The organism is Dysgonomonas sp. Marseille-Q5470 (assembly GCF_951230145.1).
Lineage (GTDB): Bacteria > Bacteroidota > Bacteroidia > Bacteroidales > Dysgonomonadaceae > Dysgonomonas.
The window spans coordinates 239,965-254,619 of the sequence record NZ_CATNVE010000001.1 but is presented as its reverse complement, the minus strand read 5'-3'; the positions used below and the strand labels follow the sequence as shown (position 1 = coordinate 254,619).

Annotated in this window: 14 protein-coding genes; 7 read left to right on the top strand and 7 right to left on the bottom strand. The window is 37.8% G+C overall.

Annotated elements, in window-relative coordinates; all coding sequences use genetic code 11:
• Positions 1-30: 30 nt before the first annotated feature.
• The 5 genes from QOX35_RS01205 to QOX35_RS01185 form a co-directional block, all read right to left on the bottom strand.
• Positions 31-1,149 (bottom strand): glycosyltransferase, encoded by a 1,119-nt coding sequence (locus tag QOX35_RS01205; RefSeq protein WP_283685452.1) that lies wholly within the window; start codon positions 1,147-1,149, stop codon positions 31-33.
• Entirely contained in the window at positions 1,146-2,183 is a 1,038-nt protein-coding gene (locus QOX35_RS01200) for a glycosyltransferase family 9 protein (protein WP_283685451.1), read from the bottom strand. Before QOX35_RS01200 ends, QOX35_RS01205 begins: the two co-directional genes overlap by 4 nt.
• Before the next feature lie 21 nt (positions 2,184-2,204).
• Positions 2,205-2,816, bottom strand: a complete 612-nt coding sequence (locus QOX35_RS01195; RefSeq protein WP_283685450.1) for a DUF4254 domain-containing protein — start codon at positions 2,814-2,816, stop codon at positions 2,205-2,207.
• Positions 2,817-2,849: 33 nt separating this feature from the next.
• On the bottom strand, positions 2,850-4,394 hold the full coding sequence (locus QOX35_RS01190) for a YifB family Mg chelatase-like AAA ATPase (RefSeq protein WP_283685449.1): 1,545 nt from the start codon (positions 4,392-4,394) through the stop codon (positions 2,850-2,852).
• 88 nt (positions 4,395-4,482) lie between these two features.
• Positions 4,483-5,619 (bottom strand): TlpA disulfide reductase family protein, encoded by a 1,137-nt coding sequence (locus tag QOX35_RS01185; RefSeq protein WP_283685448.1) that lies wholly within the window; start codon positions 5,617-5,619, stop codon positions 4,483-4,485.
• Positions 5,620-5,946: 327 nt separating this feature from the next.
• Between QOX35_RS01185 and QOX35_RS01180 the strand changes: the two genes are divergently transcribed.
• From QOX35_RS01180 to QOX35_RS01155, 6 genes are all read left to right on the top strand, one after another.
• On the top strand, positions 5,947-8,109 hold the full coding sequence (locus QOX35_RS01180) for a S9 family peptidase (RefSeq protein WP_502846751.1): 2,163 nt from the start codon (positions 5,947-5,949) through the stop codon (positions 8,107-8,109).
• 11 nt (positions 8,110-8,120) lie between these two features.
• Positions 8,121-8,570 carry a GNAT family N-acetyltransferase gene (locus QOX35_RS01175; RefSeq protein ID WP_283685446.1) on the top strand — a complete coding sequence of 150 codons (450 nt, stop codon included), beginning with the start codon at positions 8,121-8,123 and terminating at the stop codon, positions 8,568-8,570.
• Positions 8,571-8,762: 192 nt separating this feature from the next.
• Positions 8,763-9,125, top strand: a complete 363-nt coding sequence (queD, locus tag QOX35_RS01170) for a 6-carboxytetrahydropterin synthase QueD (protein ID WP_283685445.1) — start codon at positions 8,763-8,765, stop codon at positions 9,123-9,125.
• Positions 9,106-9,687 (top strand): 7-carboxy-7-deazaguanine synthase QueE, encoded by a 582-nt coding sequence (locus tag QOX35_RS01165; protein ID WP_283685444.1) that lies wholly within the window; start codon positions 9,106-9,108, stop codon positions 9,685-9,687. The genes queD and QOX35_RS01165 overlap by 20 nt, the downstream gene beginning before the upstream one ends.
• Entirely contained in the window at positions 9,687-10,601 is a 915-nt protein-coding gene (locus QOX35_RS01160; RefSeq protein WP_283685443.1) for a ribonuclease Z, read from the top strand. The genes QOX35_RS01165 and QOX35_RS01160 overlap by 1 nt, the downstream gene beginning before the upstream one ends.
• Before the next feature lie 78 nt (positions 10,602-10,679).
• Entirely contained in the window at positions 10,680-11,015 is a 336-nt protein-coding gene (locus tag QOX35_RS01155) for a T9SS type A sorting domain-containing protein (protein WP_283685442.1), read from the top strand.
• Between the two features lie 60 nt (positions 11,016-11,075).
• Here QOX35_RS01155 and QOX35_RS01150 read toward each other — a convergent pair whose 3' ends face one another.
• Both QOX35_RS01150 and QOX35_RS01145 read right to left on the bottom strand, forming a co-directional pair.
• Positions 11,076-11,750: a helix-hairpin-helix domain-containing protein gene (locus QOX35_RS01150; RefSeq protein ID WP_283685441.1), complete on the bottom strand. Its 675-nt coding sequence runs from the start codon at positions 11,748-11,750 to the stop codon at positions 11,076-11,078.
• Positions 11,751-11,753: 3 nt separating this feature from the next.
• Positions 11,754-12,353 (bottom strand): MarC family protein, encoded by a 600-nt coding sequence (locus tag QOX35_RS01145; protein WP_252638010.1) that lies wholly within the window; start codon positions 12,351-12,353, stop codon positions 11,754-11,756.
• Between the two features lie 147 nt (positions 12,354-12,500).
• On the opposite strand from QOX35_RS01145, the gene QOX35_RS01140 reads away from it, so the two are divergent.
• A complete protein-coding gene (locus QOX35_RS01140) occupies positions 12,501-14,489 on the top strand; it encodes an NAD(+) synthase (protein WP_283685440.1) in 1,989 nt (662 codons plus the stop codon).
• The last annotated feature ends 166 nt before the right edge of the window (positions 14,490-14,655 follow it).

Below are 14,655 nucleotides of genomic sequence, written 5' to 3'. Positions count from 1 at the left end.
GATTTTTAGGAGTGCACTAGAAGGCAGATGTTACAAGCGGGATAAAGAAGATTCGGTAAATTGGATGAAGCTTTTCCAGGATAATCGTTTCTTCTCTTCTTTAATTTTTTCCCTATAAATAGAGATCTTTTTTTCATCCGAAAAGAATTCCAATACAGCTTCGGCAATGTCTGTATTGGTTGCAGTCGGTGCTACTACCCCAATTTGAGCATCTTTTACACTATTTCCTAGTTCTCCCACATTTGTCGCTATTATAGGGAGTTCCATCTGTATGGCAATCGCAGTAACCCCACTTTGTGTAGCAGACCGATAAGGTAATACTAAAACATCTGCTGCCGAGAAAAAAGTGGCGACCATATTATCCGGAATATATTGCTCGAATACTTTTATATTATCCTTTAATCGAGACTTCTCGATAAGTTTTTTATACTTTTCAAAATCGCCATAGCTTTCTCCTGATATGATAAGTTGGAAGCTATCGTCAAGATAGTCCATTGCTTCTATAAGTAAGTCGAGGCCTTTATATTCTCGGATGAGACCAAAAAATAAAAGATTCTTTTTGTCACTTCTTATTCCCAGTTTATCGCAAGCTCGCTCTTTTTCTATCGTTTCGCCATAATTATCATATATCGGATGCGGATGTAAAAATATATTTGCCCCTTTGCAAAGCGATAATACATCTTTCCTTACTGTTTCACTTAATACGATGAAAGCATCACATCTATTGAAAAATAGTTTTGTAAGAGGCTTATCTATAACTCGTTTTTCGTGAGGAATCGCATTATGTACAAGTGCCACTATTTTTATCTGCTTGTTTAGCATCAGGCAAACAGAGCTGTAGGCAGGCACCATAAATGACATCCAATAGGAGATGATCAGTATGTTAGGCTTATATTTATTTATTTCCTTTGCTGTTTTTATATAGCTGAAAGGGTTTATACTATTCAGCGTACGACAGCTTTCTATATCCGAATATTCATTGTCCGGAACATACTGGCTTTTTCCCGGGAATAGAAAATTAGGGTATAATGTTGTAAATGAAAATGCCTTCACCTCATTGTTTCCCGATAGCCCTCTGTAGAGCAATTCGCTAAATTGGGCAATTCCGCCTCTGTAGGGAAAAAATGGTGATAGGATAGCTATTTTCATGATTCTTTTTTATTCAGTTCTTTATGGATACGGGATACGACCATATCTTCCGAAATTCTCTCTAAGCAAGCATAATCTTTTCGTTGGCAGGGTAGGTCTCCATATACCGAGCAGGGTCTACATTCAATATCTATTTGAATAGCATTGTCTAAGTCCTGATTGAAACCATAAAACCCTAACGACGGGTGTGTTGCACCCCAGATTGATATTACGGGAACCTGAACAAGAGAAGCCAGATGCATATTTGCAGAATCCATTGAGAGCATTACATCCAGATATGATATGAGCATAAGCTCTCTTTCCAGATTTAATTTTCCCATTGTATTTACTGTATTTGGATACATTTTAGCCCATTTAGACAGAACTCTATCTTCCTCTTTCCCTGCACCGAACAGAAATATAGTAATATTCCCTTCTTTGGATAGTTTGTCAATCACTTTTTCCATTTTTTCCAGAGGGTATATTTTGCCCTTATGCTTAGAAAAAGGAGCAATTCCCACCCATTTCCCCGTTTTTTCGGTAGCTATAGCCCTTAGGCTAGAAAAGTCTTTGGGTATAAACTGTAATACATTCGTAAAAATCATGGGAGCAGGAAATCCCAAATCGTCAAATACTTTTTGATATCGTTCGATAGTACTTTTTAAAGGGGGCTGTAAGTTCTTATTAGCAATCATTTCTCTTTTTTCTTTACGCCCTTTGTCTATATAAGCCACTTTACGTCCTGTCATTTTCATAAAGAAACGGATGGCTTTAGATCTCAGAACATCATGCTCGTCGGCAACATGAGAAAAACCAAGAGTTGCAACCCTCCTGATTATTCTAAACATTCCTACTATGCCCTTGTGTCTGCCGGTAACGTCTACCGGAATAACATTAATGTTGAAGCCTAAGTTTTCGAATAGAGGGGCAAAAGCTTTACGCGTCATTACCGAAAAACGGTCTTGGGGGTACTTTGCTGCAACAGAAAAAATGACAGGTACAAGAATTGCAACATCCCCAAACGAGGAAGTGCGGATTACTAATACTTTAGCCATAATTGCAAAATTAGTGTTAGGTTATTTTGATTCTTTTCCATATAAAACAGGATTAAGAGCAGGGTCGTTATACATTTTCATTTGCTTGTATACCTTCATATACTTGTTTCCTGCTTCTATGTCCTCTAATAATTCTTCAATAGCTGTGGATAAATCTTCACGCTGGGCTAACAGTATATCTAATTTTTTAGAAACCTGTTCGTGATGATTTGCATCCGAATCTTTTCTATCTACCTCTTGCTGCATGTGATATATTTTGAGAGCAAGTATCGATAAACGGTCGATAGCCCATGCCGGGCTTTCTGTATTGATACGGGCATTTGGTTGTATCTTTATGTCTTTATATTTATCAAGGAAATAGCTGTCGATTAATTCAACCAAGTCAGTTCTGTCCTGATTCGACTTATCTATTCTTCTCTTTATTTTTAAAGCTTCTGTTGGGTTTATTTCAGGGTCGCGAATAATGTCTTCCAGATGCCATTGAACTGTATCAATCCAATTTTTGAGGTACAGGAAATACTCGATAGTTTTTTCTTCAAACGGGTTGTTTATTGGAGTATCAACATGATCTGCCTTATGGTAATCATTTATTACTTGCACAAAAATGGAATTACTTAATTCGGTAAAAGTCATGATCTAGATTTTTAGTATTACTTATTTATTAATTTATTTTTTACTCGCCCACGTTTCCCTATCCAAATTTCGGTAATTTATTGCTTCTGCCAAATGTTTTGAATGAATTTTTTCAGAATTATCCAGATCCGCAATGGTTCGAGACACTTTTAGTATCCGATCGTATGCTCTTGCTGATAAATTGAATCGATCCATTGCTGTTTTTAATAATTGTAATCCCTCGTTATCGGGTGAAGCATATTTAGCGAGCATTTTGGGTGTCATCTGAGCATTGCAGTAGATACCTTCTTCATTCTCGAAGCGTTTACTTTGGTGTTCTCTAGCAACAATTACTCGCTCTCGAATAAGGTTGCTTGCCTCAGCAGGTGTTTTATCCGATATTTTTTCAAATGGAACAGGTACTATTTCTATATGAATATCTACCCGGTCGAGTAATGGCCCCGATATCTTATTCAGATACTTTTGCACTGCTCCATTGGGGCAAACACATTCTTTTTCGGGATGATTATAGTACCCGCATGGGCACGGATTCATCGAAGAAATCAGCATAAAGCTTGCAGGATACTCCACTGTAAACTTTGAGCGTGATATGGTTATTCTTCTATCTTCAAGCGGCTGTCTCATTACTTCGAGCACACTCCGGCTGAACTCGGGCAATTCGTCAAGAAATAATACTCCGTTGTGAGCCAAACTTATTTCTCCCGGCTGAGGATATGCCCCGCCTCCAACCAGTGCTACATCAGAAATTGTATGATGTGGACTGCGAAACGGACGTTGAGCCATCAGTGCTGTTTCTGTGCCTATTTTTCCGGCTACGCTGTGTATCTTTGTTGTTTCAAGGGCTTCATGCAGGGTGAATGGTGGTAGGATGGAAGGCATTCGTTTAGCCATCATCGATTTCCCTGCACCGGGAGGACCGATCATAATGAGGTTGTGACCTCCTGCTGCGGCAACTTCCAATGCTCGCTTTACGTTTTCTTGTCCTTTTACGTCCGAGAAGTCGAAATCGAATAGCTGTTGGGCATTATAGAACTCGGTGCGAGTATCTACGATTGTTTTTTCCAGATCGTAATCTCCATTAAAGAAGTTTACTACCTCTTTGATGTTGTCTACACCGTATACCTCAAGGTTATTTACAACTGCTGCCTCCCGTGCATTCTTATTCGGCAATATAATCCCTTTAAATCCCATTGTTCGAGCCATTATGGCTATCGGTAAAACACCTTTAATGGGGAGTATGCTGCCATCGAGAGAAAGTTCTCCCATTATTATGTATTCTTCAAGTTTGTCCGGCTTCACACTGTCTGATGCCGCTAATATTCCGATAGCTAAAGGCAGATCGTAAGCTGTGCCTTCCTTGCGTATGTCGGCAGGAGACATGTTTATGACGACTTGTTGTCTTGGGAATTTGTATCCGTTTACTTGCAAGGCCGAAATAATACGTTCATGACTCTCCTTCACTGATGCATCAGGTAGCCCAACCAGCATGAACTTAATTCCCTTCGAGCAGTTAACTTCTATGGTGATAAGTGTAGCCTCTATTCCTTGAACAGCAGCTCCAAAAATTTTGACTAACATCTATTATATTGTATATAGTAGTAAAGTTGTACTTTTATTAGTACTACACAAATATAAGGAAAAAAAAGGAATCCTTAAGTGTTAACGACTATTTGCCGGAATCAACCAGCTCATCCATCTTTTTTATTAAAGCGGTAACGGGGAAATCTCTGTCGGTTATATTACCCGAAGGCGATATAAGTACATTGTATGGTATCTCGCGTATATAATAAGTATCGAATTCCTTTGCAGACCATCCGCCTTTTACGGGTATGATCGTCCATTTTACAGAATCTGTGAAACTCTTTGATATCGGTTCATCTTCTATATCTTTGATTATGGATATGAATTCGATATTCTTTTTCTGTTTCTTCAATTCGTTATAAACCTTTACAGCATCCTTTTTTTCTAACTTGCACACTTCACAAGTTGTAGAAGCAAATGTTAATAGCACATATTTCCCTTTAAAGTCGGACAGCTGTACATTTTTTTCATTTGCATCTTTCAGGTTGAAAACCGGTGCTATTGCTCCGATCGATGATCGTTTTACTTTATCTCTAAATTGTTTTAGGTCGGCTGTCAGTTGGAAGTCAACCGCTTTTCCTTTTATTAAAGCGAGGTTTTCATCGAGGCGGGGAATAGATGATTCGTCTTTGAAAAACGTGTTAATTAACATCACGCTTGCTATCTTCTCAGGATTTGTTTTTATATAGTTAGCCGCAATGTTAGATAATTCGAAGTTTATATTCTTCAATTCTACTACGTAGTCTTTAACTTTGAGGGTATCATTGTTGTCTGAGTTTTTTCTGTCGGCAGCAATCAAGATATCCGCCCGATTCTTTAGCAACTCTTTGTTTTGATTCTTAAATGTTGTGAGGTCATCATTCACATCACCGCCCTTCACGTTTATCAAGTCGGGGTATAATGCATCTCCTTTGAGCTCTACATCCCATCCTTTGTTTACAAGTATGTAGGTGCTTTTTGTATTCTGATTGAAATAAAGGGACATTTCTGTAAGGGTGTCAACTGCTCCTTTGAACGAAAATTCTCCTTTTGCATTTATCGGAATTGTATCTATAACAACGGAGTCGCCGACTTCATGAGACATTAGGAAATAATTCCCTGTAAGATTCTCCAGTTTTCCGGATATCTCATATTTCGATGTCGCTTTTTTGTCACAGGATATCATTACTGTAGCGCAAAGTGTAACGATTCCTATGTAGCGTAATGCATTATAGATAGACATTCTTCCTGATTTTGTTAAGTTATATATCTTCCCCTTGATATTTTGAACGTGTAAAGATACTATTTATTATTTAAACGTTTAAAAAAATAAAATTGTTCTAAAAAAAACTAATTTAAGCAAGGCTGATGAACTTATTTCTTTCTGTTAAAATAGATTTGGACTGAAAAAGAGTCGTTTATATTCAGAATATTTGATCTTTAACCCTTGATCTTTTTCTTGTTATTGTCTTTTCTTTCCCTTATCTGGTATACTGTTATATGCTCTTTGTAAGAAACGAAAACATTTAAAATCATTATCTTTGCTCGTAAAAAAACAAATTGATATTGTATGAAATCATTCGGTTCTCTTTTTTTTCTTCTTATAAGCATATTGTTTCCTATGAAATCTTATAGTCAAGAAATTCCTTTATCTCTCGAAGACCTTATTCCGGGAGGTAAAACGTACAGCAAGTATCGTGCCGAAATGCCTCGCCGGGTAAGTTGGGCTGGTGATAAACTTACCTACGTTAAGGGGGATTCTATTATGATAGCGCCTAATACGGAAAAGGAAACAGCTCAGGTTTTACTTACAGTTAAGGATATTAATGCCAATAGTGGTTTGGGCGAAGGAGAGAGCGTTAAGAGTTTAACTTACGTTCAGTTTGTTTCTGCAACGTCAAACAATTTGATGATCGTTTCTCCCGAAAAGATCTATTTGTACGATTTTGTAAATAAGAAGTTGGCAGGAACTTTTTCTTCTACAGAAAAAATGGAGAACCACGACCTGTCAGATAAAAGTAACAATTTGGCATACACGATAGAGAATAATCTTTTTGTACAAACTCCTGACGGGAAAAAGTATGATGTCACAACCGATACTGACAAGGGTATTGTAAACGGACAATCTGTCCATAGAAATGAATTTGGAATAAATAAAGGCACTTTTTGGTCTCCTAAAGGGAACCTTCTGGCTTTTTACCGTATGGACGAAACAATGGTGACAGATTATCCTTTGGTTGATGTTTCGACTCGTATTGCTCAACTGAAAAATATAAAATATCCGATGGCAGGAATGAAAAGCCATCATGTCACAGTCGGCGTTTTTAACCCTGCAACTCAGGAAACAGTATTCCTTAAAACAGGTACTCCGAAAGAAAAATATCTGACAAATATATCTTGGAATCCCGATGAAAAAAGTGTTTATATAGCAGAAGTAAACAGAGGGCAGGATACATGTGTGCTAAGAAGCTACGACGCTTTGACCGGAAAACTGCAGACGACATTATTTACAGAGACTCATCCGAAATATGTAGAACCAGAAAATCCTGTTCTGTTTTTGAAAAATGATCCGAATAAATTTATTTGGCAAAGTGAACGTGATGGGCACAATCATTTGTATCTGTACGATATTAGTGGCAAGTTGCTGAAGCAAATCACTACGGGAAATTGGGATGTCACTTCTGTACTCGGATTTGACGAAAAAGGAGAAGCTCTGTTTTTCGTGTCAACGGAAGAAAGCCCGATAGAAAGGCATATTTATAAGCTTAACCTGAAAACTGGGAAGAGAGAAAAACTGTCGAAAGAAGAAGGTGTGCACAATGCCATGCTGAGTGCTTCGGGAAAATACGTATGTGATATTTATACTTCACAAAATAATCCGGGTAAAGCAGGCGTTACGGAGACAAAAACAAATAAAACCTATATCTTCCATACAGCAAAGAATCCTTACAAGAATGTGGAGTTGCCTGAAATTACGTTAGGTTCGTTGAAAGCCAACGATAATAGTACTGATTTGTATTATCGAATTGTTAAGCCTCTGAACTTTGATCCGAACAAAAAATACCCTGTAATAGTTTATGTCTATGGAGGTCCGCATTCGCAATTGGTAGATAACTCATGGCTTGGTCAGGCTAGAGGTTGGGATCTGTATATGGCCGAAAAGGGATATATTGTTTTTACAATTGATAACAGAGGTACAAGCTATAGAGGGATAGATTTTGAGAATATCACACATCGAAGACTTGGTGTTATAGAGACTCAAGATCAGATGACAGGTGTTGAATACTTGAAATCTTTGCCTTACGTAGATACTGAAAGAATAGGCGTTCATGGATGGAGTTTCGGTGGATTTATGACTCTCAATCTGATGCTTCGTCACCCTGAGACTTTCAAGGTAGGTGTAGCCGGAGGGCCTGTTACCGATTGGAAGTATTACGAAGTGATGTACGGCGAACGATATATGGATAGTCCACAGGAAAATCCTGAAGGATATAAAGAAACGAGTATGGTAACACGTGCGGGAGATCTGAAAGGACGCTTGATGCTTATACATGGAGACGAAGACCCGACAGTAGTGATGCAACAAAGTCTGCAATTCCTAAATTCTGCAATAAAGAAAGGAACGCACCCCGACTTCTTCATCTATCCGGGGCATGGTCACAATATGATAGGGCGTGATAGAGTGCATCTGCATGAGCATATAACTCGCTATTTTGATGATTTCTTGAAATAACTGATAAGTAAATGACAATAACCAGAACTGATTCGTCTAATAAAGATTTTATCGAGCTTATACCATATCTCGATGCGGAACTAGACGCAATGGATAGGGAGGCTCATACGATATGCAGTCAGTATAACGGTGTGGAAGCTATAAAAAATGTCGTTCTTGCTTATTCGGAAGGAATAGTTGTCGGGTGCGGAGCAATCAAAAAGTACTCGGAGGACACGATGGAAGTAAAACGAATGTTTGTAAGACCCGAATGTCGCGGCAAGAGTATTGCTTCAAATGTCTTGAAGGAATTGGAAGTTTGGGCTTTAGAGTTGGGGTATTCAATATGTATTCTCGAAACCAGTTATAAGCTCTCCGATGCGATAAGACTTTATGAGAAAAGCGGCTATATGCAAATACCTAATTATGATCAATATGAAAATGTTGATACTAGTCGATGTTTTTGCAAAAAGCTGAAATAAATACCTCGAATAGAAATTGACTCGAACAGATACATTTCTTTCTAATAATTATCTATTAATAGAAATGTGGATATGAGGGGAGTCTCTTGAAAGGTTATTTGTAATTTTGATAAAAAAGGCAACAAATGAAATCAACGAAAAAGGTGTTACTTTTGTCACTTTTTAGTATTTAATAAATTTAGAATAAGGTACATGTACAAAATAAGCAAACAGTTCTCTTTTTCGGCCTCACATATTCTTGAGGGACTCCCTCAGGAGCATCCTTGTTCCCGATTACACGGGCATAACTATGTTATTACCGTGCATTTGAAGTCAAAGGAATTGAATCAAGTAGGCTTTATAAAAGATTATAGAGAACTAGACAGTGTAAAGAAATATATTGACGAGAAACTCGACCATAGGCACTTAAATGATGTTTTGTCCTTTAATCCTACGGCAGAAAATATTGCCCGATATCTGTATGATACATTTGTGGCGGATATTCCTGAGCTGTACGCTGTAGAAGTTTCTGAAACACCAAAAACAACCGCAATATATGAAGCTGATAGTAAATGAGATATTCTACTCCTTGCAGGGAGAAGGGGGGCGTAGCGGAGAGGCTTCTATATTTATAAGGCTTACAAAGTGTAATCTTGCTTGCAGCTTTTGTGATACCGACTTTGCCGACGGCGATGTGATGACTATAGATGAAATACTGGAAGAGATAAAACAGTATCCTTGTAAGTGGATTATATGGACAGGAGGAGAACCGACTATCCAGCTCAAAGATGAATATCTTGCTGTTTTCAGGAAGCACGGCTATAAACAAGCAATAGAGACAAATGGTACGCGCCTTGTGCCATCCTTGATCGATTATATTACATGTAGTCCCAAGCAAGACTATGAAACGATAAAAAGCAGGATTCCTGTAGTAAACGAAATAAGAATTCCTGTTAAAGTAGGAGATACAATTCCTGATACTTCTATTTTTCCAAAGGCCGACAATTATTTTTTAAGTCCGATTTTTGATGCAGACAAAATCAACTTGGAGAATGTAGACTATTGCGTAGAACAAATAAAGTTGAACTCACAGTGGAAGCTGAGCTTACAAGTTCATAAGCTTATACATATCGAATAATGGAGAAGTTTGAACTCGATATACTAGGCTGTGGCTCGGCTACTCCAACTACTCTGCATAATCCTTCATCGCAAGTGTTGAACATAAGGGATAAGCTCTTTATGATAGACTGCGGGGAGGGTACACAGTTGCAGTTTAGAAGAAGCAAACTGCGTTTTGGGAGGCTTAATAGTATTTTTATATCCCATCTGCATGGCGACCATTGTTTTGGTCTTATCGGGCTGATCTCTACATTAGGGCTGCTTGGGCGTACGGGTGATATTACGATATATTCCGTAGCCGGACTGGAAGAAATATTGCGACCCGAGATTGACTTCTTCTGTAAGGATAATCCTTTCCAGGTGAAGATAGAAACTTTCGACCCTAAAAAGAGTGAGCTAATATATGATGATCGTTCTGTTTCGGTGACTACAATTCCTTTGAAGCATCGTGTCCCATGTGCCGGATTTCTTTTTCGGGAGAAGCAAAAGGAAGCGCACTTGATTCCCGAGATGATAAAGTTTCATAATATCCCCATTCGGGAATTGGCTAATATAAAGAAGGGTGCTGATTTTATAACAGAAGAGGGTAAGGTTATTCCTAACTCGCATCTGACAATTCCTTCCGAGCCTGCACGTTCTTATGCTTATTGTTCAGATACAGCTTACAATGAAAAGATAGTGCCTATTATAGAGGGGGTTGACTTGCTTTATCATGAGGCTACCTTTGTAGACGAAGATGCTGCAAGAGCCAAGGCCACAGGGCACTCTACTGCCTCTCAGGCTGCACAGATAGCAAAGCTGGCAAATGTAAAAAAAATGATGATTGGTCATTTCTCGGCACGATATCCTGATAATCAGATTTTGCTGGATGAAGCAAGGAAAGTTTTTCCGAATACAATTCTTGCTAACGAAGGGTTACGTGAAAAATTGTAAAAACAAGGTTTTTTTTATTCTATTTTATTCTTTTATAAGCTTTAATATCTATATTTGCGTTTATTAGGAGTATGATTAATGGCAGGAATTAGAAAAATATTATTCATTGCGTTGTTTGCAGGGCTCTCTTTATCAGCCAATTCGGCTAGGGCGGAGTTTCCTTCAGACCCATTTCGTACTGCCGGTGAACAGCAAGATAATACGATGACTTTGGAGGTTGTGATCAATGGTATCTCTAAAGTTACAATGGAAAATATTCCAACGACCGGCTATCTTGAAGTTTATAGTATATTGGGTGTAAAGGTAAGAAGCATAAACCTAAGAACATATCTGGGTGTGTGCAATATCGAACTTCCTAAAGGCATATATATATTGAAAGCCGGAAAGGTTGCCCAAAAGGTAATAGTGAAATAAGTTTTGGCTTATTATATTTATTTAGTGAAGGCAGTAAGATTTCTTACTGTTTTTTTTGTTTTAATCAAAAGACAAATAGGGTGTTAGCCTTTTTATATCGGCTTCTGTAAATTCTTCGAGTAAAGACAATCTGTCCATAGACTCTATTTTGCCTTTTCGCTCTCGTATATCTATGATGATTTTGGCTCGTTTGTATTTGATATATGGGTGTTTATTCAACTCTTCAAAAGAGGCTGTGTTGACTTGTATCTTTTTAGTATTGTGCGTGATTTTCAGATATGGTATGATTTTGTTGAATAGATCATCGTCCATCCCCCATACTTCCTTCAACTGATTCAGATTGTTGTATCCACCCAGTAGATTGCGGTATTTTACTATCCTGTTGGAAAAAGCACTCCCTATGCCGGGTATCTTCTTTAGATCAGTAGTGTCGGAACTATTTATCTCTATTGTTTCACCGGTTTTTAACTTCTCCTGATGAGCATATTCAGTGTAATGTGTGCTGTCTTTCTGTATATGATTTTCTTGTGGATAGGAGTTTGTTGAATCCGTGTCTTTTAGTTTTTCTATAAATGCTTCAAATTCTCTTTCTGATTCGGGACAGATGGTTTTATCATTCTCTTTCTGAATGGAAACGAGAATGTATATTCCACCCGAGATAACGATAAGGATTAGTAATAATATGATTGCTATCCTATCTCCCTTATGGATATATAGATAATCCTTCCAGCTCATGTGTTATTTACCGCTGAGGCTTTCTATCAGGGTATTTATGTTTGAGGTAAACAGGCTTACTGATATTGCCATTACGATGACTCCAAAGAATTTACGCAACACATATACTCCACCTAATCCCAGCAGCTTTTCTACTACCTTCAGATACCTGAGTACAAGAAATACAATTATCATGTTAAGAAATAAGGCAATAATTATATTCGATACATCATAATCTGCACGCATGGATAGCAGTACTGTAAACGTTCCCGGACCGGCTATTAAAGGGAATACAATCGGAACAAGAGTCTTTGATCCTCCCGGTGCATCATTCTTAAATATTTCGACTCCAAATATCATTTCTATCGAGATGATAAATATGACTAATGCTCCTGCAACGGCAAAAGATGATACTTCTACATTGAACATGTTAAGTACCCATTTGCCCACAAATAAGAAAGCTGTCATTATTATAAAAGAGTAGATTGCAGCTTGCAGCGGGTTTATATCTCTGCCCTCTCCTTTGAAACCAAGAAATATAGGAATTGATCCGGATACATCGATTAGTACGAAAAGCACAACGAATGCGCTCAGAATTTGTGTTATGTCAATATTAAAGTCCATAGTATTTGCTTTTTTAGGATTACACAAAGGTAAATAATTTTTGATGCATCAAAAAAGTTAAAGAGAAAATAGTATGCAGGCTAAATATGTTTTATAATAAGTGATTAATAAAAAACTTTTGTAAGTTTGTAAAAATATAATATTTGTATGAATAATCACGGATTTGTAAGGGTGGCAGCAGCTTCTCCGGCTTTGAAAGTAGCAGACTGCGATTACAACACTGACGAAATCATAAAACTCATAAATAAGGCTGAAGAAGATAACATTTCGGCAATAGTTTTTCCTGAACTATCCATTACGGCATATACTTGCGGAGACCTCTTTCTACAAAGTTTGTTGCTTGAAGAAGCCTTGAAATCGCTCAATCGTATCTGTGATGCTACCGGCAATCTGTCTATTGTGGCGTTGGTAGGTTTGCCTATAGCCGTATCCAATCGACTTTATAATATGGCGGTAGTAGTTAGTGGCGGACGAGTTATGGGGGCTGTTCCTAAAACGTTCTTGCCTAACTATAATGAGTTTTACGAAAAACGATGGTTTTCATCATCCGAAGAATTAAAAGAAAAAACAATTACCTTATGTAACCGTTCTGTTCCTGTGGGAGTTGATCTTATCTTTAAAACGGAATTGTTTAATTTCTCGATTGATGTTTGTGAAGATTTATGGACTCCGATACCGCCATCAAGTATTTCTTGTCTCAATGGCGCAGAGGTCATTTTTAATCTTTCGGCGAGTAACGAAACTACAGGTAAACATCTTTATCGAAAATCTCTCGTTAGCCAACAATCGGCACGTTGTATTTCCGGATATGTATATGCTGCCTCGGGTAACGGGGAGTCTACTACCGATATAATTTTTGCCGGGAGTAGTATGATTGCAGAGAATGGTTCGATTTTGACTGAGGGAGAACGTTTCTCTTTTGATAGTAAAGTTACTGTTGCAGATATAGATATTGATCGGTTACGTATTGATCGATTGAAGAATAAATCATTTTCCTTGTCCGAATATACAGCTATAAAAGGTATTGAGTTTAGAGACGTTTTTGTGTCTAAAAACCTTATATCAAAATCTATTTCAGATAAATTGGGTAAGGATAAAAAAGCAGATATAAAAAAATACGCACTGAGGCGATTTGTATCTCCTACACCTTTTGTCCCAACAAATGATGGGACGTTGAATGAACGTTGCGACGAAATATTCTCAATACAAGTTAGCGGCTTAGCCAAAAGGATGCTGCATACGAATATTCAAAAGGCAGTAATTGGTGTTTCGGGTGGTCTTGATTCTACATTGGCATTGCTTGTTTTAGCCAAAACATTTGACAAACTGAATATATCCCGAGAGAATATAATCGGTATCACAATGCCAGGCTTTGGGACTACCGATCGTACTTATACGAATGCAATTAAGTTGATGCAGTCGTTAGGAACAACGATTAAAGAAATATCTATAAAAGATGCCGTAATTCAGCATTTCAAGGATATTGAACATGATGTAAATACCCATGACATAACTTACGAAAACTCTCAGGCTCGCGAGCGAACACAAATCCTGATGGATTATGCGAATAAAGTAAATGGGCTTGTGATAGGAACGGGAGACCTCTCGGAATTGGCATTAGGATGGTGCACCTATAACGGTGATCATATGTCGATGTATGCAGTGAATACGGGTATTCCGAAAACACTTGTTCGCACCCTAGTAGGATGGATTGCTGATACACATATGGATGAGTCGTCTAAAGCTATACTTCTTGATGTAATGGATACACCTGTTAGTCCCGAACTGCTTCCTATGGATGAAAACGGAGAGATCTTGCAAAAGACAGAAGATGTGGTAGGGCCATATATCTTGCATGACTTCTTCTTATATTACGTGTTGAGATTTGGGTTTCCTCCTTCAAAAATATATTTTCTAGCTAAGCATGCCTTTGCAGAGCAATATACTAATCAGGAGATATTGAAATGGCTTAGAACCTTCTTTTGGCGGTTTTTCTCTCAGCAGTTTAAGCGTTCGTGTCTGCCTGATGGGCCGAAGGTAGGGTCAGTAAACTTGTCCCCACGTGGTGATTGGCGGATGCCAAGTGATGCTTCTGTGGCTTTGTGGATGAAAGAATTAGAAACGTTGCAACCATAGTTTATTATATTTAAAGACAATTATTTGCTTAACAAAGAGATATTTATATTATTTGAATTATTGAAAAGGCTATCATGAACTTTTTCATATAATGGAAGATTCATAATTATACAACACACACATTAGGTAAAGCTGAGAATGTAGATATAAAATTATAGTATATTTA

Bases quoted from the DNA above. Each gene is read 5' to 3' on its own strand.
- QOX35_RS01205 (WP_283685452.1), bottom strand. From the start codon at position 1,149: ATGAAAATAGCTATCCTATCACCATTTTTTCCCTACAGAGGCGGAATT.
- QOX35_RS01200 (WP_283685451.1), bottom strand. From the start codon at position 2,183: ATGGCTAAAGTATTAGTAATCCGCACTTCCTCGTTTGGGGATGTTGCA.
- QOX35_RS01195 (WP_283685450.1), bottom strand. From the start codon at position 2,816: ATGACTTTTACCGAATTAAGTAATTCCATTTTTGTGCAAGTAATAAAT.
- QOX35_RS01190 (WP_283685449.1), bottom strand. From the start codon at position 4,394: ATGTTAGTCAAAATTTTTGGAGCTGCTGTTCAAGGAATAGAGGCTACA.
- QOX35_RS01185 (WP_283685448.1), bottom strand. From the start codon at position 5,619: ATGTCTATCTATAATGCATTACGCTACATAGGAATCGTTACACTTTGC.
- QOX35_RS01180 (WP_502846751.1), top strand. From the start codon at position 5,947: ATGAAATCATTCGGTTCTCTTTTTTTTCTTCTTATAAGCATATTGTTT.
- QOX35_RS01175 (WP_283685446.1), top strand. From the start codon at position 8,121: ATGACAATAACCAGAACTGATTCGTCTAATAAAGATTTTATCGAGCTT.
- queD (WP_283685445.1), top strand. From the start codon at position 8,763: ATGTACAAAATAAGCAAACAGTTCTCTTTTTCGGCCTCACATATTCTT.
- QOX35_RS01165 (WP_283685444.1), top strand. From the start codon at position 9,106: ATGAAGCTGATAGTAAATGAGATATTCTACTCCTTGCAGGGAGAAGGG.
- QOX35_RS01160 (WP_283685443.1), top strand. From the start codon at position 9,687: ATGGAGAAGTTTGAACTCGATATACTAGGCTGTGGCTCGGCTACTCCA.
- QOX35_RS01155 (WP_283685442.1), top strand. From the start codon at position 10,680: ATGGCAGGAATTAGAAAAATATTATTCATTGCGTTGTTTGCAGGGCTC.
- QOX35_RS01150 (WP_283685441.1), bottom strand. From the start codon at position 11,750: ATGAGCTGGAAGGATTATCTATATATCCATAAGGGAGATAGGATAGCA.
- QOX35_RS01145 (WP_252638010.1), bottom strand. From the start codon at position 12,353: ATGGACTTTAATATTGACATAACACAAATTCTGAGCGCATTCGTTGTG.
- QOX35_RS01140 (WP_283685440.1), top strand. From the start codon at position 12,501: ATGAATAATCACGGATTTGTAAGGGTGGCAGCAGCTTCTCCGGCTTTG.